At 63.0% G+C, this 20,135-nt stretch carries 12 protein-coding genes; 6 read left to right on the forward strand and 6 right to left on the reverse strand.

Features of this window, described 5'->3' with window-relative positions:
• Positions 1–7,363: beta strand repeat-containing protein (locus IB266_RS00005; RefSeq protein ID WP_225613360.1), on the forward strand; the 7,363-nt coding region annotated here is incomplete at its 5' end.
• Between the two features lie 369 nt (positions 7,364–7,732).
• On the opposite strand, the gene IB266_RS00010 is transcribed toward IB266_RS00005, so the two are convergent.
• Positions 7,733–8,128: a YbaN family protein gene (locus tag IB266_RS00010; RefSeq protein ID WP_103307884.1), complete on the reverse strand. Its 396-nt coding sequence runs from the start codon at positions 8,126–8,128 to the stop codon at positions 7,733–7,735.
• A gap of 8 nt (positions 8,129–8,136) precedes the next feature.
• Positions 8,137–8,724: a YecA family protein gene (locus IB266_RS00015; RefSeq protein WP_060738682.1), complete on the reverse strand. Its 588-nt coding sequence runs from the start codon at positions 8,722–8,724 to the stop codon at positions 8,137–8,139.
• A gap of 422 nt (positions 8,725–9,146) precedes the next feature.
• Here IB266_RS00015 and recQ point away from each other — a divergent pair, with 422 nt between their 5' ends.
• The 3 genes from recQ (at position 9,147) to IB266_RS00030 (ending at position 13,903) form a co-directional block, all read left to right on the forward strand.
• A complete protein-coding gene (recQ, locus tag IB266_RS00020; protein ID WP_060738681.1) occupies positions 9,147–11,273 on the forward strand; it encodes a DNA helicase RecQ in 2,127 nt (708 codons plus the stop codon).
• A gap of 117 nt (positions 11,274–11,390) precedes the next feature.
• Entirely contained in the window at positions 11,391–11,825 is a 435-nt protein-coding gene (locus tag IB266_RS00025) for a MarR family transcriptional regulator (RefSeq protein ID WP_003199001.1), read from the forward strand.
• A 119-nt stretch (positions 11,826–11,944) separates the two neighbouring features.
• Positions 11,945–13,903 (forward strand): FimV/HubP family polar landmark protein, encoded by a 1,959-nt coding sequence (locus tag IB266_RS00030; RefSeq protein WP_192259399.1) that lies wholly within the window; start codon positions 11,945–11,947, stop codon positions 13,901–13,903.
• A 140-nt stretch (positions 13,904–14,043) separates the two neighbouring features.
• Here IB266_RS00030 and IB266_RS00035 read toward each other — a convergent pair whose 3' ends face one another.
• The gene (locus tag IB266_RS00035) at positions 14,044–16,245 is read right to left on the reverse strand and encodes a patatin-like phospholipase family protein (protein ID WP_192259401.1); all 2,202 of its coding nucleotides are present in this window, start codon (positions 16,243–16,245) and stop codon (positions 14,044–14,046) included.
• A 71-nt stretch (positions 16,246–16,316) separates the two neighbouring features.
• Between IB266_RS00035 and IB266_RS00040 the strand changes: the two genes are divergently transcribed.
• The gene (locus IB266_RS00040; RefSeq protein ID WP_060738678.1) at positions 16,317–16,604 is read left to right on the forward strand and encodes a SelT/SelW/SelH family protein; all 288 of its coding nucleotides are present in this window, start codon (positions 16,317–16,319) and stop codon (positions 16,602–16,604) included.
• On the opposite strand, the gene IB266_RS00045 is transcribed toward IB266_RS00040, so the two are convergent.
• Together IB266_RS00045 and IB266_RS00050 are read right to left on the reverse strand one after the other, a co-directional pair.
• Positions 16,598–17,488 carry a DMT family transporter gene (locus IB266_RS00045; protein WP_192259403.1) on the reverse strand — a complete coding sequence of 297 codons (891 nt, stop codon included), beginning with the start codon at positions 17,486–17,488 and terminating at the stop codon, positions 16,598–16,600. The two genes, IB266_RS00040 and IB266_RS00045, sit on opposite strands and share 7 nt — an antisense overlap.
• A gap of 228 nt (positions 17,489–17,716) precedes the next feature.
• Positions 17,717–18,466, reverse strand: a complete 750-nt coding sequence (locus tag IB266_RS00050) for a helix-turn-helix transcriptional regulator (protein ID WP_192259405.1) — start codon at positions 18,464–18,466, stop codon at positions 17,717–17,719.
• A 135-nt stretch (positions 18,467–18,601) separates the two neighbouring features.
• Between IB266_RS00050 and IB266_RS00055 the strand changes: the two genes are divergently transcribed.
• Positions 18,602–19,420: a UDP-2,3-diacylglucosamine diphosphatase gene (locus IB266_RS00055; protein ID WP_053162093.1), complete on the forward strand. Its 819-nt coding sequence runs from the start codon at positions 18,602–18,604 to the stop codon at positions 19,418–19,420.
• A 136-nt stretch (positions 19,421–19,556) separates the two neighbouring features.
• Here IB266_RS00055 and IB266_RS00060 read toward each other — a convergent pair whose 3' ends face one another.
• Positions 19,557–20,135, reverse strand: coding sequence for an HD domain-containing protein (locus tag IB266_RS00060; RefSeq protein WP_192259407.1), 579 nt, complete (start codon positions 20,133–20,135; stop codon positions 19,557–19,559).

The following is a 20,135-nucleotide window of genomic DNA, read 5'->3' on the forward strand; positions in this document are numbered from 1 at the left end:
GCACGGCGGCGGCAACGGCAGTGAAACCTTCACCTACACACTCACTGACGCCGATGGCGACACCAGCACTGCGAACCTGGTGCTGCAAGTGCACAACAATGATGATCCGGTGGTGTTGGTGGGCCTGGATGCTGAAGGTGGCGAGCTGTCGTTGCAGGAAAAAAACCTCAGCGACGGCAGCAGCCCGGATGCATCGGCCCTGACCCAAAGCGGCACGTTCACCGTGACAGCGCTGGACGGCGTGCAGACCCTCAGCGTGGGCGGTATCAATGTCGTCACCGGCGGCGTGGCAGCCGGTTTCCCACAATCGATTACCACTGCGTTGGGCAACACCTTGACCATCACTGGCTACAACGCCAGCACCGGTGTGGTCAGCTACAGCTACACCTTGCTGGACAACGAAGCCCATCCCAACGCCAACGGCGCCAACAGCGTTAGCGAACAATTCGCCGTAGTCGTCACCGATGACAACGGCACCACGGCCAACGGCAACCTGGATGTGAACATCGTCGACGACCTGCCCAAAGCCGTGGACGACAGCAACGCCAGTACGGCCTCGGAAACCCACCTGACCCTGACCGGCAGCGTCCTGACCAACGACACCCAAGGTGCGGATCAGGTGGCGTCCGGCCCAATCACGCCCGGCACCTTCACCGGCACCTACGGCACCCTGGTGCTCAACGCCGACGGTTCCTACACCTACACCCTCAACACCGCTGACGCCGATTTCAAAGGCTTGCACGGCGGCGGCAACGGCAGTGAAACCTTCACCTACACACTCACTGACGCCGATGGCGACACCAGCACTGCGAACCTGGTGCTGCAAGTGCACAACAATGATGATCCGGTGGTGTTGGTGGGCCTGAATGCTGAAGGTGGCGAGCTGTCGTTGCAGGAAAAAAACCTCAGCGACGGCAGCAGCCCGGACGCATCGGCCCTGACTCAAAGTGGCACGTTCACCGTGACCGCGCTGGACGGCGTGCAGACCCTCAGCGTGGGCGGTATCAACGTCGTCACCGGCGGCGTGGCAGCCGGTTTCCCACAATCGATTACCACTGCGTTGGGCAACACCCTGACCATCACTGGCTACAACGCCAGCACCGGTGTGGTCAGCTACAGCTACACGCTGCTGGACAACGAAGCCCATCCAACTGCCAACGGCGCTAACAGCGTTAGCGAACAGTTCGCTGTAGTCGCCACCGACGATAACGGCACCACAGCCAACGGCAACCTGGACGTAAATATCGTCGACGACCTGCCCAAAGCCGTGGACGACAGCAACGCCAGTACGGCCTCGGAAACCCACCTGACCCTGACCGGCAGCGTCCTGACCAACGACACCCAAGGTGCGGATCAGGTGGCGTCCGGCCCAATCACGCCCGGCACCTTCACCGGCACCTACGGCACCCTGGTGCTCAACGCCGACGGTTCCTACACCTACACCCTCAACACCGCCGATGCTGATTTCAAAGGCTTGCATGGCGGCGGCAATGGCAGCGAAACCTTCACCTACACCCTGACCGATGCCGATGGCGACACCAGCACCGCGAACCTGGTGTTGCAAGTGCACAACAACGACGATCCGGTGATCATCACCGGCCTCGACACCGAGGGCGGCGAGCTGTCGTTGCAGGAGAAAAACCTCAGCGACGGCAGCAGCCCGGATGCATCGGCCCTGACCCAAAGCGGCACGTTCACCGTGACCGCGCTGGACGGTGTTCAGACCCTGAGTGTTGGAGGTATCAACGTCGTCACCGGCGGCGTGGCAGCCGGTTTCCCACAATCGATTACCACTGCGTTGGGCAACACGCTGACCATCACTGGCTACAACGCCAGCACCGGCGTGGTGAGCTACAGCTACACCTTGCTGGACAACGAAGCCCATCCAAACGCCAACGGCGCCAACAGCGTTAGCGAACAATTCGCGGTCGTCGTCACCGATGACAACGGCACCACGGCCAACGGCAACCTGGATGTGAACATCGTCGACGACTTGCCTAAAGCCGTGGACGACAACAACGCCAGCACGGCCTCGGAAACCCACCTGACCCTGACCGGCAGCGTCCTGACCAATGACACCCAAGGCGCGGATCACGTGGCGTCCGGCCCAATCACGCCCGGTACGTTCACCGGCACCTACGGCACCCTGGTGCTCAACGCCGACGGTTCCTACACCTACACCCTCAACACCGCTGACGCCGATTTCAAAGGCTTGCACGGCGGCGGCAATGGCAGCGAAACCTTCACCTACACCCTGACCGACGCCGATGGCGACACCAGCACCGCGAACCTGGTGCTGCAAGTGCACAACAATGACGATCCGGTGATCATCCGCGGCCTCGACACCGAGGGCGGTGAGCTGACGGTCCAGGAGAAAAATCTCAGCGACGGCAGCAGCCCGGATGCATCGGCGCTGACCCAAAGCGGCACCTTTACCGTCACTGCGTTGGACGGTGTTCAGACCCTGAGTGTTGGCGGCATCAACGTCGTCACCGGTGGCGTGGCGGCTGGGTTCCCTCAGTCCATCACCACTGCGCTGGGCAACACCCTGACCATCACCGGCTTCAACGCCGCGACGGGCGTGGTGACCTACAGCTACACCTTGCTGGACAACGAAACTCATCCAAATGCCAACGGCGCCAACAGCCTCAGCGAGCAATTTGCGGTAGTCGTGACCGATGACAACGGCACCACGGCCAACGGCAACCTGGACGTGAACATCGTCGACGACTTGCCGACCGCCCATGCTGATTCCGCCTCGGTGGATGAGGGCGGGACGGTCAGTGGCAACGTCCTGAACAACGACGAAGGCGGTGCCGACGGGCCGGCCACGAGTGGTGCCGTGATTGGCGTGCGCGCTGGCAACGACACCTCGACCCCGGCGATCGGCGGCTTGAACACTCAGATCAATGGCACCTACGGCTACCTGACCCTGGACGCCAACGGCAACGCCGTCTACCACAGCAACCCGAACACCGTCAGCGCCCCAGGCGCGACCGATGTGTTCACCTACACCGTGCGTGACGCCGACGGCGATGAAAGCACCACCACCATCACCATCGATGTCCACGATATCTGCCTTGTCGCCACACCCGACCACGAAGTGAGCGTCTACGAAAAAGCCCTCGACCTGAACCAGGACGGCCAGGACCTGGCCCCCGGCACCGTCACCGGCAGCGCCCCGAATGCCACCAGCGAGACTGCCAGCGGCAGCCTTGTCGGCTCGATCAGCGGAGCCGTGGGCGCAGTGACCTTCGCGTTGGTGGGCAACGCCGCCGGTGCCTACGGTCAACTGTCGCTTCAGCCCGACGGTTCGTATACCTACACCCTGACGGCGCCAGCCACGACCACGCCCCACGCCAACGATGGCCCGAACGTGCTGAGCGAAAGCTTCACCTACCAGGCCACGGACTCATTGGGCAACACGGTCACCAGCACCATCGTCATCGACATCGTCGACGACGTGCCCAAGGCCCATGCCGATTTGGCCTCGGTGGAGGAAGGCGGCACGGTCAACGGCAATGTGCTGGACAACGACGTGCTGGGCGCGGACGGTGGCATGGTGATTGGCGTACGCGCCGGCAGCGACACCTCGAACCCGGCCGTCGGTGGCCTCAACAGCCAGATCAATGGCACCTACGGCTACCTGACCCTGGACGCCAACGGCAATGCCGTTTACCACAGCAATCCGAACACCGTCAGCGCCCCCGGTGCGACCGACGTGTTCACCTACACCGTGCGCGATGCCGATGGCGATGAAAGCACCACCACCATCACCATCGATGTCCACGAAAGCTGCCTCGTCGCCACGCCCGACCACGAAATCAGCGTCTACGAAAAAGCCCTCGACCTGAACCAGGATGGCCAGGACCTGGCACCCGGTACCGTCACCGGCAGCGCCCCGAATGCCACCAGCGAAACCGCCAGCGGCAGCCTTGTCGGCTCGATCAGTGGAGCCGTTGGCGCAGTCACCTTCGCGCTGGTGGGCAACGCCACCGGTGCCTACGGTCAACTGTCGCTTCAGCCCGACGGTTCGTATACCTACACCCTGACCTCTCCAGCCACCACCACGCCTCACGCCAACGATGGCCCGAACGTGCAGAGCGAAAGCTTCACCTACCAGGCCACGGACTCGTTGGGCAACACGGTCACCAGCACCATCGTCATCGACATCGTCGACGACATGCCCAAGGCTCACTGCGATGTCGCCTCGGTGGTGGAGGGCGGGACGGTCAACGGCAATGTGCTGGACAACGACGTACTCGGTGCCGACGGTGGTGCAGTCATCGGCGTACGTGCGGGCAACGACACCTCGAATCCAGCCATCGGCGGCCTCAACAGCCAGATCAATGGCACCTACGGCTACCTGACCCTGGACGCCAACGGCAATGCCGTTTATCACAGCAACCCGGATGCTGTCGGCGCGCCGGGCGCCACCGACGTGTTCACCTACACCGTGCGCGATGCCGATGGCGATGAAAGCACGACGACCATCACCATCGACGTGCACAACAGTTGCCTCGTCGCAGCAACCGACCATGACGTGACCGTCTACGAAAAAGCCCTCGACCTGAATCAGGACGGCCAGGACCTGGCCCCCGGCACCGTCACCGGCAGCGCCCCGAACGCCACCAGTGAAACCGCCACGGGCACCTTGGTGGGGTCTGTCACCGGGGCAACGGGCGCCGTGTCTTTCGCCTTGGTGGGCAATGGCGTCGGTGCCCATGGCCAACTATTGCTCAATCCGGATGGTTCCTACACCTACACGTTGACCTCGCCGGCCACGACGACGCCCGCCGCGAACGACGGCCCGAACGTGCTGAGCGAAAGCTTCACCTATCAGGCCACGGACGCCCTGGGCAACAGCACCACCGGCAGCCTGGTGGTCAGCATCGTCGATGACATACCAAAGGCCGTTGCGTCCGAGCGTTCGGTGACGGCGGTGGAGGTCGATTCGAACCTGCTGATCGTGCTTGATGTGTCCGGCAGCATGAAAGACGATTCCGGCGTGCCGGGGCTTTCGCGTATGGATCTGGCCAAACAGGCAATCAGCGCCTTGCTCGACAAATACGACGACATGGGCGACGTCAAAGTCCAGCTTGTGACCTTCAGCGGTAGTGCCACCGACCAGAGTGCCGTGTGGGTGGACGTGGCAACTGCCAAGACGCTGATCGCTGCGCTGAGCGCGCACGGTGACACCAATTACGATGCGGCCGTGGCGATGGCCAAGACCGCGTTCGCAACCCCCGGGCAACTGACCGGCGCCCAGAACATTGGTTACTTTTTCTCCGATGGCAAGCCGACCTTGGGCGAAATCGGCTCGGCGGACGAGGTCGCGTGGAAAGCCTTTCTCGATGCCAACAGCATCAAGAATTACGCCGTCGGCCTGGGCAGCGGCGCCAGAAACGTCAATCTCGACCCGCTGGCCTATGACGGCAGCACCCACACCGACACCAATGCGGTGGTGGTCACCGACTTGAACCAGCTCAACTCGGTGCTTTCCGGTACCGTGCAAGGCGCGCCTGTCACCGGCAACCTGCTGGGCGAGGGGGGCTCGTTTGGCGCCGATGGCGGGTTTATCAAAAGCCTGGTGGTCGATGGCACCACGTACAGCTATGACCCGGCGGCCAACGGTGGCCATGGCGCGCTGACCGCCAGCGGCGGGCTCAACCATGGCTCCTTCAATACAGCCACCAACACATTGAGCATCGCCACCGACCACGACGGCACCCTGGTGATCAACCTGGATACCGGTGCGTTCACCTACACCTCCCAGACGGCCACCAGCACCTTGATCACCGAGCACATCGGCTACACCGTCAGCGACCATGACGGTGACCTGGCGAGCTCCAACCTGGTGATCAACGTCGTGCCCAACAGCCCACCGATCGCTGCCGACGACAACATCATCACCAACGTGCTGTCGGGCAACATCGTGATCCCGGGTGAGTTGCTGCTGGGTAACGACAGCGACGCCAACGGCGATCCGCTCACCGCGTCACCCACCAGTTTCAATACCGGTTGGGTCGCCAAAGGCGCGGACTTCACCGGCAGCACCGGCACGGCCAGCTTCACCGGCAACAACGTGCAGTCGATCAACCTCAGCCGCAGCGCTTTCGTCGCCAATACCGCGAGCATGACGGCGATGTTGGTGGTCAGCGGTGCATTGGGGATGGTGTCCAATAACAACACCAACGATGAAGACCGGCTCAACATCAGCCTTAAACAGGGCGAAACCCTCACCTTGGACCACAATCTTTCGGCCGGTCGCATCGCGATGGAGTATTCACTCAACGGCGGGCCATTCATTGCGATCAACGACGGGGCTTCCTTCACCGCGGCAGCGGATGGCAATTACCAGATCCACGTCACCAACATCGCCAATCCCGGCGGCGGTAATTCCAACACTGCGGAGAACTATCAACTGACCCTCACCGTCGACTATGCCGGGGCGCAAGACAAAACACCGGATTACCACGGCAGCTACACCGCCAGCGACAACCACGGCGGCAGTGACAGCGCAGCGGTAGGCATCAGCTATCAGGCGGGCCATACCCTGACAGGCACCAGCGGCGACGATGTGCTGTTGGCCGGCAACGGCGACAACATCCTCAACGCCGGCGACGGCAACGACGTACTCAGCGCCGGTTCGGGCAACAACACCCTGAACGGTGGGGCCGGCAATGACTTGCTCTACAGCGGCACGGGTAACGATCTGCTCGATGGCGGTACGGGCAACGACACCGTCAGCTACGCCCACGCCACGTCGGCAGTCACGGTGAACCTGGGCCTGTTGGCGGCGCAGAACACCCTGGGCGCGGGCACCGATACATTGAGCCACATCGAAAACCTCGTGGGCTCGAACTTCAACGACACCCTCACTGGCGACGGTGCCAGCAACCGCCTCGACGGTGGTCTGGGCCATGACGTGCTCAATGGCGGTGGCGGCGACGACCTGCTGATCGGTGGCCTGGGCAACAACACCCTCACCGGCGGCAGCGGCGCCGACACCTTCCAATGGCAGGCGGGCAATAGCGGCCACGACGTGATCACCGACTTCACCCCCGGCATCGACAAGCTCGACCTGTCCCAGCTGTTGCAAGGGGAGAACGGCAGCGCGGCGTCACTGGATGATTACCTGCATTTCAGCGTGAGCGGCAGCGGGGCGTCGGTTATCACCAGCATCGACGTCAGCGCCATCGCCGGCGCCACGCCGAACCAGACCATCGACCTGGCCGGCGTCAACCTCGCCAGTCACTACGGCGTCGCGCCAGGCGCGGGGGGAATCATCGGCTCAGCGGACACGGCGACGATCATCAACGGCATGTTGAATGATCATTCGTTGAAGGTGGATACGGTGTGAGGTGAGCTGAAACGACAAACCCGCCATGTCCAAATTGGACATGGCGGGGTTTCTACATTCCAGGTTGGGATTGCCTGGTCCCAGATGAGTATTGATCGGCGCCTCTCTGTGGGAGCGGGCTTGCCCGCGAAGACGGCGGCACATCCACCATCACCATCCGAGACACACCGCTTTGGCGAGCAAGCTCGGCTCCCACAGGACTTGCGGTGTGGGCCGGATTCCGAGGGCATGCTGGCGCGCGCGGTAGGAGCTGTCGAGCGGCGCGAGGCTGCGATCTTTCCCCAGACACTTGAGTCTCAAGCGAAAGATCAGAAGATCGCAGGCTTCGCCAGCTCCTACAGAGCCCGGCGGAGCATCTGCAGGGTTGGCTTAGGGCCTGCGCAGTGTTTTCTGCCTGAGGATATAAATCGTCACCAATACCGCACTGGTGAGCATGAACCCCCGCGCCCACGGCAGCGGCACCAGATAGCAGGAAAAGAGAATGCTCGCCCACATCAGCCCGATGGCATAGACCTTGCCCTTGAGCGGGATGCCGTTGCCGCTGAGGTAGTCACTGATCCACGGGCCGAGGCGGGGATGCTCGACCAGCCATCGGTAGAAGCGCGGCGAACTGCGGGCGAAGCAGGCCGCGGCCAGCAGCAGGAAGGGGGTGGTGGGCAATACGGGAACGAAAATGCCGATGACTCCCAGCACCACGCTCAGCCAGCCGATGGCCAGTAGAGCGTAACGCAGGATCAGCGGGCGGTTGCCGACTGGCGAGGGCACCCGGTCACTCAGTGGTGGCGAGGCTTGAGGATCGCCGGTTTCTCGTCCGGGGCGTTGCACAGCAGGTACAGGGCGGTGAGGGCTTCGGGGATCTGGACGATCATGTCGTCCATCAGGTTCGCGTCGGCAGCGATGTCGGAAAACTCCGGTTGCTCGTCGAACAGGCCGGAACCCACCATGATCGGCAGGAGCATTTCGCTGACTTCCTCTTCGGCGGTTTCGAACCAGGCGGCTTCGCGCAGGAACACGCCTTCCATGAAGCCGATGCACCAGCCTCGCAGTTCCGAGTCGTCCGGGTCATCGCCCAGGTCCAGTTCGCATGGCAGCTCGAATTCTTCGTCGGAGGCCAGTTGACGGGCGATATGGGCCTTGAGGCCGACCAGGGTGGCTTCGATTTCGGCGCGCTGGGCTTCGTCGCTGTAATGCGGCTCTTCGGCGAACAGGGCGTCGATCCACTCACGATCCGGCACCGTTTCGGCGCAGATCGACAGGGCGGTCAGATAGCCGTGAGCGGCCACGTAGTCCAGCGCTTCCTCGTGCAGCTCATCGGCGTCGAGGAAGACTTGCAGGCGGGTCAGTTGCTCAGCGAAGGACATTACGGGCTACCTTGGGGAATAAACAATGCGGGAATTCTAGGCCTTCTTGAGCGTACAGGCCAGCCGCGTGGCGTATTTGCCTTGTCGGTGAGGGCTGAACTGCGCGCATGCCTGGCACATATCGCCCGTGGCGAGGGAGCTTGCTCCCGCTGGGGCGCGTAGCGGCCCTGTTTTTTGGGGGCGGCTTCGCCACCCAGCGGGAGCAAGCTCCCTCGCCACAGGTTCGTGCCTCGTCCAGCACTCGCTTCAAGCACCTCTTGTCAGCAGCCCCCTTCGCAGCGAAGGCCTCGGGTATACTGCCGCGTTTTGTGATGCCCTGCGGCGTCCCGCCGGTTCGAAACGCGCACTTACGATTTGCCGGTGCGGCGTTTGCGATTCTGAACCAGCCTTGCAGGGATGTTTCGGTGATTTTTGGAGTTTCTATGCTCGAACAGGCTCAACGCGTCCTCAAGGACATCTTCGGCTACGACAGTTTCCGTGGCCGCCAGGGTGCCATTATTGAGCGCGTGGCCAGCGGTGGCGATGCCTTGGTGCTCATGCCCACCGGCGGCGGCAAATCCTTGTGCTTCCAAGTGCCGGCGCTGCTGCGCAACGGCCTGGCGGTGGTGGTTTCGCCACTGATCGCGCTGATGGACGACCAGGTCGCGACCCTCGAGGAACTGGGGGTTGCCGCCGCTTCGCTGAATTCCACCCTCAGTGCCGAGCAACAGCGGGACCTGGCGACGCGGATCAAGCGCGGCGAAGTGAAAATGTTGTACCTGGCCCCGGAACGCCTGGTACAGCCGCGCATGCTGGCGTTCCTGCAGAGCCTGGAAATCGCCCTGTTCGCCATCGACGAAGCCCACTGCGTGTCTCAATGGGGTCACGATTTCCGACGTGAATACCTGCAACTGGGGCAATTGGCGGAACTGTTCCCCGACGTGCCGCGCATCGCCCTGACCGCCACCGCCGACAAACGCACCCGCGAGGAAATCGTCGAGCGCCTGCACTTGCAGGAGGCCGAGCGGTTCCTGTCCAGCTTCGACCGTCCCAACATTTTCTACCGCATCGTGCCCAAGGAGCAGCCACGCAAGCAACTGCTGGCGTTCCTCGCCGAGCGCCGCAGCGATGCCGGCATCGTCTATTGCCTGTCGCGCAAAAAGGTCGATGAAGTGGCGGCGTTCCTGTGTGAACAGGGGTTCCCGGCGTTGCCGTATCACGCCGGCCTGCCCAACGACCTGCGGGCCTACCACCAGAAGCGCTTCCTCAACGAGGAAGGCCTGATCATGGTGGCCACCGTGGCGTTCGGCATGGGCATCGACAAGCCCAACGTGCGGTTTGTCGCACACCTGGACCTGCCCAAATCCCTCGAGGCGTACTACCAGGAAACCGGGCGTGCCGGCCGTGATGGCTTGCCGGCGGACGCCTGGATGGCCTACGGCCTGCAAGACGTGGTGATGCTCAAGCAGATGCTGCAGAACTCCGAAGGCGATGAGCGCCACAAGCGTCTGGAACAGCACAAGCTCGACGCCATGCTCTCGTTGTGCGAAGAGACCCGCTGCCGGCGCCAGACCCTGCTGGCCTATTTCGACGAAGACATGCCCCAGCCTTGCGGGCACTGTGACAACTGCGTCGATGGCGTGGAAACCTGGGACGCCACCGAACCGGCCCGCCAGGCCTTGTCGGCGATTTTTCGCACCGGCCAGCGCTATGGCGTCGGGCACCTGGTGGACGTGTTGCTGGGCAAGGACAACGAGAAGATCCGCAACTTCGGCCACCAGCACCTCTCGGTGTTCGGCGTGGGCAAGGCGCGCACCGAGAGTGAGTGGCGCTCATTGTTCCGGCAACTGGTGGCCCGCGGCCTGGCAGACATTGACCTGGAAGGCTACGGCGGCCTGCGCTTGTCCGAAACCTGCCGGCCCTTGCTCAAGGGCGAGGTTACCCTGGAGCTGCGCCGCGACCTCAAGCCGGCCACGGCGATCAAGAGCAGCAAGAGCCAGGCCAGCCAATTGGTCCGTGGCGAAGAGCGCGATCAATGGGAAGCCTTGCGCGCCTTGCGTCGCAAGCTGGCCGAGGAACACGGCGTGCCGCCGTACGTCATCTTCCCCGATTCGACGCTGCTGGAAATGCTCCGCAGCCAGCCCACCTCCCTGGCGGAAATGGCCCGGGTCAGCGGCGTGGGGGCGCGCAAGCTGGAGCGGTATGGCGAGGCCTTCCTCCAGGTCCTGGGGGGCGAGGTCGAAGCGCCGAAAGCGGTGGCCGATGTGCGCCACGAGCTCATCACGCTGGCCCGGGCCGGCATGACCCCGCTGCAGATCGCCGGGCAATTGCAGTGCTCGGAGAAAAACGTCTACACGATGCTGGCCGAGGCCATCGGCAAACAGCAGTTGTCCCTGGAACAGGCACTGGATTTGCCCGAGGAACTGATGGGCGAGGTACAGGACGCGTTCCTGGACGGCGAGGGCGAGTTACCGCCGGTGTCCGAAGTCGCCGCGCTGTTTGTCGGACGGGTGCCCGAAGGTGTGCTGTATTGCGTCAGGGCTGCGTTACAGTCGGAATTTGAAGTCTGATCAGTGAGTTGCGCTCCTTTAACGATTCAGTACAAGGCGAACCTTGCTTGAATCCAAAGCTCATGCTTAGCTGACTAATAATTAGTTTTTCTCTATTTCAGATCTGATGAGTTTTTTATGCCGTTAACCGATCAACACCGTTTTGGCATGCAGTTGGCGCAAATGTCTCGAGGCTGGCGCGCCGAACTGGACCGCCGCCTGGCCGGGCTGGGCCTGTCCCAGGCGCGCTGGCTGGTGCTGCTGCACCTGGCCCGTTTCGAACAGGCGCCGACCCAGCGTGAACTGGCCCAGAGTGTCGCCGTCGAAGGCCCGACCCTGGCCCGGTTGCTCGACAGCCTGGAGACCCAGGGGCTGGTGCAGCGCCAGGCTGTGGCCGAAGACCGTCGGGCCAAGAAAATCGTGCTCTGTGCACCGGCCCTACCGTTGATCGAACAGATCGAAACCATTGCCACGCAATTGCGGCGGGAGCTGTTCGAAGGTGTCGACGAGGCGGACATGCGCGTGTGCATGCGGGTTCACGGCACGATCCTGGCTAACCTGGAAAAATCCTGAGGCAGATCCCTGGCGTCAGACTTTTGAGATTCGCCGGTTAGCGAACTATAACCAGTACTAAGCGTTCCTATTGGGAGCGTTTACGCCGCGGTTGGTTCTGGTAATCGAAAGGGATGCCCATGCTTGAAAGTTTGCAGTCCACGTTGCGCAGTTGGGTCAACGTGTCGATCGTCGTGGGTGCCTTGGGGTTTCCGGCCTTGGCGTCCGCGCTGGGCCTTGGCGAGATCACGCTCCATTCCGCCCTGAACCAGCCGTTGCGCGCCGATATCGCCCTGGTCGATGTGGCCGGGATCGGTGAAGGGGATCTGTCGGCCAGCCTGGCGAGCCCGGACGACTTCAGTCGTGCGGGTGTGGAGCGGGTGTTCTTTCTCAGCAACCTGCGCTTTACGCCGGTATGGCGGGGTGAGCGCAGCTTCATTCGGGTGACGTCCAGCAAGCCGGTGGAAGAGCCCTTTCTCAATTTCCTGGTGCAGCTCAATCAGCCCAATGGGCGCCTGCTGCGCGAATACACTGTGCTGATCGACCCACCGGGCTCACCGGGTATCGTGCCGGCCCGTGACGAACCGTCCACGGCCCAGCAGCCTGCGACGCCGAGCCAGGCCACTCCGGCCATCAAGCCGCCCCCGGCGGTACAGGGCAAGCGTTATACGGTCGTGCAGGGAGACAACCCCTGGGTGATTGCCCAGCGCCTGCATGGTGCCGGTAGCAACGCCTCGGTCAATGAGTTGATGCAAGGGATCCAGGCCTTGAATCCCGGCAGCGACCGGCTCTCCATCGGCCAGCGCCTGTTACTGCCCGACTCTGCCGTGCTGCCGACAGCGGCTGCATCCACCGCTGGCCAGGCCGCGGCCGATGAGCAGTTGGCCGCCAGCGTGCTGCAGAACCAGGAGCAACAGAAGACCATCGAGGCATTACAGGCGCGGCTCCAGGCCCAGGACGAGGAAATTGCCGGCCAGCGCAAGCAGATCAGCGAATTGCAGACCCGGCTGGCCGAAACTCCAGCCCCCGTTGCGTCGGCGCAACCGCAACCGGCGCAGCCTGCGTCGGAGCCGCTGGACGTCTCCCCCGTGACCGAACCGGTTGCAGAGCCGGAGGGCATCGATTGGACATGGGTGGCGGGGTTGATGGCCCTGTTGGGGTTGCTCGCATTGTTACTGTTCATTCGGCGTCGCCAGCAGCAAGGCGAGTTGGAGCCGATGACCGAGCGCCCCGAGCCGATGCTGGAAGCGGGTGACGAAACCTTCGCATCAATCCCCGAGACGGAGCCGTCCGAGGCCGCGAACTCGTTCAACAACGGTGATGCGCCCCAGGGGGATGTGCTGGAGGGTGTCGGGATCTACCTGACCTACGGCCGTTTCACCGAGGCCGCCGGGCTGTTGCGCGCGGCATTGCTGGCCGAACCGGAACGCACCGACCTGGGCCTCAAGTTGTTGGAGGTATTGGGCAAGCAGGGCGATGTCATCGGTTTCCAGGCCCAGGAACATCATCTGCTGGCACAAGGCGTCGATGCCGGGACGCTGGAGGATATCCGCGGGCGCTATCCCAAGGTTGCCTTGATTCCCGCACCGATAGCGGAACAGGCACAGCCCCTGGTACCGGTTCTTGCGCCTGAACGTGAACAGGCACCCAGTGACGAGTTCGAGCTGGACCTGGACGCACTGTCCATGGAAACCAGCTGGGACCTGGCGGATGACCAGGGCACCCTCGCCGAAGAGAAACGTGCGACGCCACTGCCCGACAACAGTGTCGAGGGCTTGTCGCTTTCAGGTTTCGACGAACCGGAGTTGCAATGGGAAGCACCCCTGGAAACCGAGTCGCTGGACGATGATTTCCTCGATGGCTTTGCCGATGAAGAGCAGGCGCTGGAATTTGAGCCGCTGGCCCTTGAACCTGTTTCCCTGGACAGCCTGTCCCTCGAACCCCAGGCCCCGGAGCATTCGGTCAAGCTGGAAGAGGCACAGAACTGCATCGACGATGGCGACCTGAAGACCGCCGTCACCCTGCTTGAAGAATTGCTCGAAGAAGGTGACGAACCCCTCAAGCAGACCGCCCGGGTGCTGCTGGCGGGGATTCGCTAAGCGTCATCGAGGTTGTAGCGGCTGGCCTTATCGCGAGCAAGCTCACTCCCACAGGAATCTGCGCCTCCTTGTAGGAGCGAGCTTGCTCGCGACGACGGCCTGTCAGGTTATCAATCCAGCCCGGGCAAACACCCAGCCCCTCAAAACGTCTGCCCCAGGTTCAGGTACACCGCCTGTTCATCGTCGTCGTTGAAGCCATAGCTGAAGTTCAATGGGCCCAGCGGTGTATCGAAACCGAGGAAAATGCTGGCGGCGTTGATGTAGCCACTGTCGAATTCATTATCGTTGTTCCAGGCCCGGCCGCGTTCCAACGAGCCGCCGATGTACAACGGGAAATCCAATGGCAGGTAGGCCCGCGGTGTGAGGCGGCGGTAATACACGGCACGCATCAGGCTCATGTTCTGTCCGGATACCCCATCTTCGCGAAAGCCGGACAATTGCCGCGCGCCACCAAGCACAAAGCTGGAGGTCACGACCTCCGCGGTGTCCAGGGTGCGGCCGTAGCGCCCGCCCAGGATGAAGGTGTCCGGGCCGCTGCTCAGTGCCTTGTCCAGTTTGAATTCCCACTGGCGGTAGCGCTGGTCGGAGCCCAGCCCCGGTTCGTATTGGCGCCAGCTCAGGCCGATGTCTTCCCCTTCGTGGGGGAAATACACGCTGTCGAGGGAGTCGAACGAGTACTTGAGTTCGTAGAAACCTTCGTTGAAGTTCTCGCTGGGCTGGTCGTGGTCGCCGATGCGCACATCGGCCTTGCCCCAGGCCTGGCCGACACCGAAGCGGATTTCGCCGCTGTTGCCGATCTGGCGGCCCACGTTGAGCCCGAAGCCATAACGTTCGACGCGATACTGGGCCACCGGATCGTTGTCCAGGATGGACTCCACATTGCGCGATTCGAATTGCCCATAGGGGGCAATGAAGTAGCGCGAGCCGACGTCCAATGGCTGGTAGAACTCGCTGTACAACTCCTGCTTGTCGCCGATCTGCGCCCGGGTCAGCCACTCGGCGCCCAGGCGATTGATGCCGTTGACCCGATAGCTGGCCCCCAGGTTGAAAGCGCTGTCGCCGCGCATATCGTCCGACAGGCTCAGCCCCAGCCGCAGGTAGTCGGTGCCGGTGCGTCGGCCCCGGGCGCTGATCACCAAGGTGTGGTCCGGGCCCTTGTGGACCACGCGGTATTGCACCTGTTCGAAGTAGTCCAGGCCGTACAGCGTGCCCATGTCGGTCTGCAGGCGGCCCAGGTCCAGCGGCTCGCCGATCTGCTGGCGAATGTAGTAGCGAATCACGTCATCGCCGACTTTCGAGTCGTTCTCTACGCGAATGGCGGTGATGACTGGTGTGCGTTCGCTGGGCGCGCGCGCGGCCATGAGTTCGGCGTCGGGCGCCTCGGAAGGGCGTAGAGGGGCCAGGCGTGCCTCGAGTATCCGGGTGGCGCGATAGCCTGCGTCGATCATGTCCTGGGCCCGGCCGAAGTCGGTGGAACCGAAGCTCGCCAGGGCCGGCTGGATCAATACGTCGCTTTTTTTCAGGGTGGCCAGTTGTTCTTCAGAGTTGCGCCGGGTCATCAGGGTGGTCGACTGGTTCAGCACATCCACCACCGTGACCAGTTGCTTGCGGGTGCGCAGCGGGGTGCCGATGTCGACCACGATGGCCACGTCCACGCCCATGTCCCGGGCCACATCCAGCGGGATATTGTCGGCCATGCCGCCGTCCACCAGCAGCCGGCCGTCCAGCTCCACCGGGGCGAACACCGCTGGGATCGACATGCTGGCGCGAATGACCTTGGGCAGGTGGCCTTTGCGGAACACGACTTTTTCGCCTGTGGCGATGTCGGTGGCGACGGCGCGAAACGGGATCGGCAGTTTGTCGAAGTCCCGCGTGTCGCTGGCGTGGGCCAGCAGGCTTTCGAGCAGCAGGGCCAGGTTCTGGCCCTGGATGACCCCCAAGGGCAGGCCGAGGCTGCCGTCGTCACGAAAGCTCAGTTTCTGTTTCACCAGGAAGTCGCGGTCATCCTGCTTGCGCCGGAACGGCACGTCCTTGCGTGGTGGCGCATCGGACAAGGCCTGTTGCCAGTCGATGCCCAGGGCGAGTTTTTCCAGCTCGTCGATCTTGTAGCCCGAGGCATACAGCCCGCCGATCACCGCGCCCATGCTGGTGCCGGCGATGGCATCGATCTTGATGCCTTGCTCCTCCAGGGCCTTGAGCACGCCGATGTGGGCCAGGCCCCGCGCCGCTCCACCGGACAGCACCAGGCCGATTTTCGGGCGTGGCGCTTCGACGGCGGGCTCGTTGGCATGGCCGGACAGGGGCAACAGCAGCAGAAGCAGGAGGGGGAGCAGGCGGCGCATCGTCTATCTCGGGGCGGGCGATCAAAGGCGGGTATTATAACGACGCCTTCGAACCCAGGAGTTCCCCCGTAATGACCGAACACAAGCCCGAAGTTGTCATCACCTATTGCACCCAGTGCCAATGGCTGCTGCGCGCCGCCTGGCTGGCCCAGGAGCTGCTCAGCACCTTCGGCGACGACTTGGGCAAAGTGTCCCTGGTGCCGGGCACCGGCGGTGTGTTCCACATCAGTTGCGACGGTGCGCAAATCTGGGAGCGCAAGGCCGATGGTGGTTTTCCCGAGGCCAAGGTCCTCAAGCAGCGGGTCCGCGACCGGATCGACCCGGAGCGGGACCTGGGCCACAACGACCGGGTTCAGTGAGACGCGGCTTGGGCGCCCACCTCCGGTTTCTTCGAACCGCCCAGCTGGCTCGAGATCACGATGGCCGCGATGATCACCACGCCGCCTAGCAGCATGCGCAGCGTTGGGCGTTCGTCGAACAGCCACCAGGCCATGGCGATGCCGTAGACCGGTTCCATGGCGAAGACCACCGCCGCCGTGCGGGCCTTGATCACCGCCAGGCTGGCGACGAACAGGCTGTGGGCCAGGCCGGTGCAGAACACGCCGAGCAAGCCGATCCACAACCAGTCGAGGGGGCGAACGTCGCTCAGTTGTGGCGCGGCCATCGGCAACAGGCACAACCCGACCACCACGTTCTGGCACAGCGCGGCCTGCACGGGCGGTACATGCGCGGAGCCGGCACGGTTGGTCAATGACAGCAGTGAAAACAACAGCCCCGAAGCCACGGCCCAGAGCAAGCCGGTGGTGGCACCGCTGGCCAGGTCGAAGTTCGGCGTGACCAACACCAGGCCGACGCTCACCAGCACCACCAGCCAGATTTCATTGGCGCGAATCCGCTCACGGAAGATCAGCCCCTCGAGCAATACCGTGAAGGCCGGGAAACTGGCGAACCCCAACGTGGCGATCGCCACGCCGGCCACCTTCACGGCGATGAAGAAACTCACCCAGTGCCCGGCCAGCAACAGGCCGCCCAGCAGCAATCGCCGGCCATCCTGTGCCCGCAGTTTCTGCCAGCGACTGCTGCTGGCGAACCGAGCGAACATCGCCAGGGCCAGCACGGCGAAGACAGCGCGACCGAACACGATGACCGCTGGCGAAGCCGCGGCGAGTTTGCCGAAGACACCGGTCAGGCCAAACATGAGTGCACCAATGTGCAGGGCGCCGAGGGCGGTACGGGGCGTCATTTCAATCCTTTCAACAGACAGTGGGGCAACTGGCGAGTGTCTTCTGTGGGAGCGAGCTTGCTCGCGAAAGCGGTGGTTCAGGCAATGCAGATATTGACTGACAGATAGCAATCGTCGGATTGCCGTCCGGAGCAAGCTCCCACAGGACCGCTGCGTCACGGATGTCAGTATTTAAGCGTGGGTGAGGAGGTTATGTCTGTCGCGATCCTAGCGATTTTTAGCGCGCATCTAGCGCTGACGCCGCAGCTTGCCCGGCGAGGCGCCGAATTCCCGCAGCACCGCCGCGGCGAAAGCACTCTGGGAGTTATAACCGACCCGGTGGGCGATCTCGCCGATGGGCAGGTCCGACTCGCGCAACAACGCCACGGCCTGGTGCAAGCGGCGGCTGCGGATGTACTCCATCGGGGTTTGTCCGCACTCGGCGATGAAGCGCGCATGCAGGCGGGCGCTGGAAAGGCCGGCGACCCGCGCCAAATCCGCCACTTGCAGCGGGTAGGCGGCGTTCTGGTCGATGTGGGCGTTGAGTGCGGCGTAGGGCAGGCGCCGGCCACCGAGGGGGCGCTGGCGAATGTCATTGAGACTCGCCAGCAGCAGCACCGCGCCTTGCTGGGCGATCACCGGGTCGTCCACCCGGCTGCCCGCCAGCCAACTGACCAACTGACTTTGTCCCGGGTCCAGGGGCAGGCGAGCGGTGGCGTCGAGCAAGCGGCGGCTGGCGTCGGCGTGATCCCCCAGGCATTGCCCGACCCAATCGTCACTGGGCACATCCAGCACCAGGCAGCGACTGCCCTGGGGACTGCCGCAGGCATGATGGGCTCCGGCGGGTACTACCACGAAACTCTGCTGCACCACCTGGCTGCCACGCCCTTCGACCTCGAAATCCAGCGCGCCGGACAACCCGAACACCAGTTGCGCGTGGTCGTGGCTGTGGACAATCAAATCGTGGCTGTAGTGGCGTAGCGTGAGGATCGGTCTCATCGCGGTCTCCCGTCTCAGGCCGCCAGCATACACCGAGGGCGCACCGCCCCGCGCTGTCATGTAATGGACTTGTGTTTGTCATGGGCCATTAACCGCTGGCGTGCACAGTGGCGAAAACGATCAGAGGGTTGCCCAATGACCAGCGCCGAGCTCGCCAAACCCAGCCGCAAGCAGCGTGTTCGCACCCTGTGGATTTCCGATGTGCACTTGGGCACCCGGGATTGCCAGGCCGAGCACTTGTCGCAGTTTCTCAAGGGCTACCACGCCGACAAGATCTACCTGGTGGGTGACATCATCGATGGTTGGAAACTGCGCGGTGGCATGTATTGGCCCCAGGCCCACACCAACGTCATTCGCCGCTTGCTGACCATGAGCAAGCGCGGCACCGAAGTGATCTACGTCACCGGCAACCATGACGAATTCCTGCGGCGCTATTCGAAGCTGATCCTGGGCAATATCCAGTTGGTGGACGAAGCGGTGCACGTCACCGCCGATGGTCGGCACTTGTTGGTGATCCATGGCGACCAGTTCGATGTCATCACCCGTTACCACCGTTGGCTGGCGTTCCTTGGGGATTCGGCCTACGAGTTCACCCTCACGTTGAACCGCTGGCTCAACCATTGGCGGGCCCGTTATGGCTACGGCTACTGGTCGTTGTCGGCGTACCTCAAGCACAAGGTCAAGACCGCCGTCAGCTTCATCAGCGATTTCGAAGAAGCCATCGCCCACGAATGTGTGAAGCGCGAACTGCATGGCGTGGTCTGTGGGCATATCCACCACGCCGAGATGCGCATGGTGGGCGAGGTGGAATACCTCAATTGTGGCGATTGGGTCGAATCCTGCACGGCGTTGATCGAGCATTGGGACGGGTCGATCGAGCTGTATCGGCTGGCGGAAGCCCAGGCGCGTGAAGCGCTGGCCAAGACTGAGTTGAAAGTGACTGAGCCGGTGTAGGTCTTCATGACGCCATCGCGGGCAAGCCTTGCTCCCACAAGTACTCACCGCCTATGAGAGCAGGCAACACTTGTGGGAGCAAGGCTTGCCCGCGATGGACCGCGCAGCGGTCCCCAGCAATCTGTCAGCCAGAAGGCTATTCAGCCATCGCCGCCTTGTAGATCGACTGCTTAGGCATGGCAAAGACCCTTTCCAGCATCGGCTCGAAGAAACTCAATGGCAGGGTGTCGTATTCGGCATCGAATGCCGCCGCGTCGTACTTCGCACAGAACTCAATGGTCGCCTGGTATTGCGGATGGCCACTGAATTGCTCGCGCAGGTGTCGGTCCATGCCCAGGTGATGGAAGAAATAATAGCCCTGGAAAATCCCGTGCTTCTCCACCATCCACAGGTTTTCGGCGCTTACGAAAGGCTTGAGGATCGCCGCGGCGATGTCCGGGTGGTTATATGAACCCAAGGTGTCGCCGATGTCGTGGAGCAGGGCGCAGACCACGTATTCCTCGTCCCGCCCGTCCCGGTAGGCGCGGGTGGCGGTTTGCAGGGAATGAGTCAGGCGATCCACCGGGAACCCGCCGAAATCGCCGTCCAGCAGCTTCAAGTGGGCCAGGATCCGGCCCGGCAATTGTCGCGCGTAGGCGCTGAAGTCGGCCGCGATGATCGCCCAGTCTTGTTGGGTGCCTTCTTTCATGTGGGTAAAGCGTGCGTGGTTGCTCAT

The sequence above is a fragment of the Pseudomonas sp. Pdm06 genome, from assembly GCF_014851795.1.
GTDB classification, from domain to species: Bacteria; Pseudomonadota; Gammaproteobacteria; order Pseudomonadales; family Pseudomonadaceae; genus Aquipseudomonas; species Aquipseudomonas fluorescens_AA.

Coding starts and splice junctions, on each gene's coding strand:
- IB266_RS00015 (WP_060738682.1), bottom strand. CDS start 8,724: ATGTCCTTCGCTGAGCAACTGACCCGCCTGCAAGTCTTCCTCGACGCC.
- recQ (WP_060738681.1), top strand. CDS start 9,147: ATGCTCGAACAGGCTCAACGCGTCCTCAAGGACATCTTCGGCTACGAC.
- IB266_RS00025 (WP_003199001.1), top strand. CDS start 11,391: ATGCCGTTAACCGATCAACACCGTTTTGGCATGCAGTTGGCGCAAATG.
- IB266_RS00030 (WP_192259399.1), top strand. CDS start 11,945: ATGCTTGAAAGTTTGCAGTCCACGTTGCGCAGTTGGGTCAACGTGTCG.
- IB266_RS00035 (WP_192259401.1), bottom strand. CDS start 16,245: ATGCGCCGCCTGCTCCCCCTCCTGCTTCTGCTGCTGTTGCCCCTGTCC.
- IB266_RS00040 (WP_060738678.1), top strand. CDS start 16,317: ATGACCGAACACAAGCCCGAAGTTGTCATCACCTATTGCACCCAGTGC.
- IB266_RS00045 (WP_192259403.1), bottom strand. CDS start 17,488: ATGACGCCCCGTACCGCCCTCGGCGCCCTGCACATTGGTGCACTCATG.
- IB266_RS00050 (WP_192259405.1), bottom strand. CDS start 18,466: ATGAGACCGATCCTCACGCTACGCCACTACAGCCACGATTTGATTGTC.
- IB266_RS00055 (WP_053162093.1), top strand. CDS start 18,602: ATGACCAGCGCCGAGCTCGCCAAACCCAGCCGCAAGCAGCGTGTTCGC.
- IB266_RS00060 (WP_192259407.1), bottom strand. CDS start 20,135: ATGAGCAACCACGCACGCTTTACCCACATGAAAGAAGGCACCCAACAA.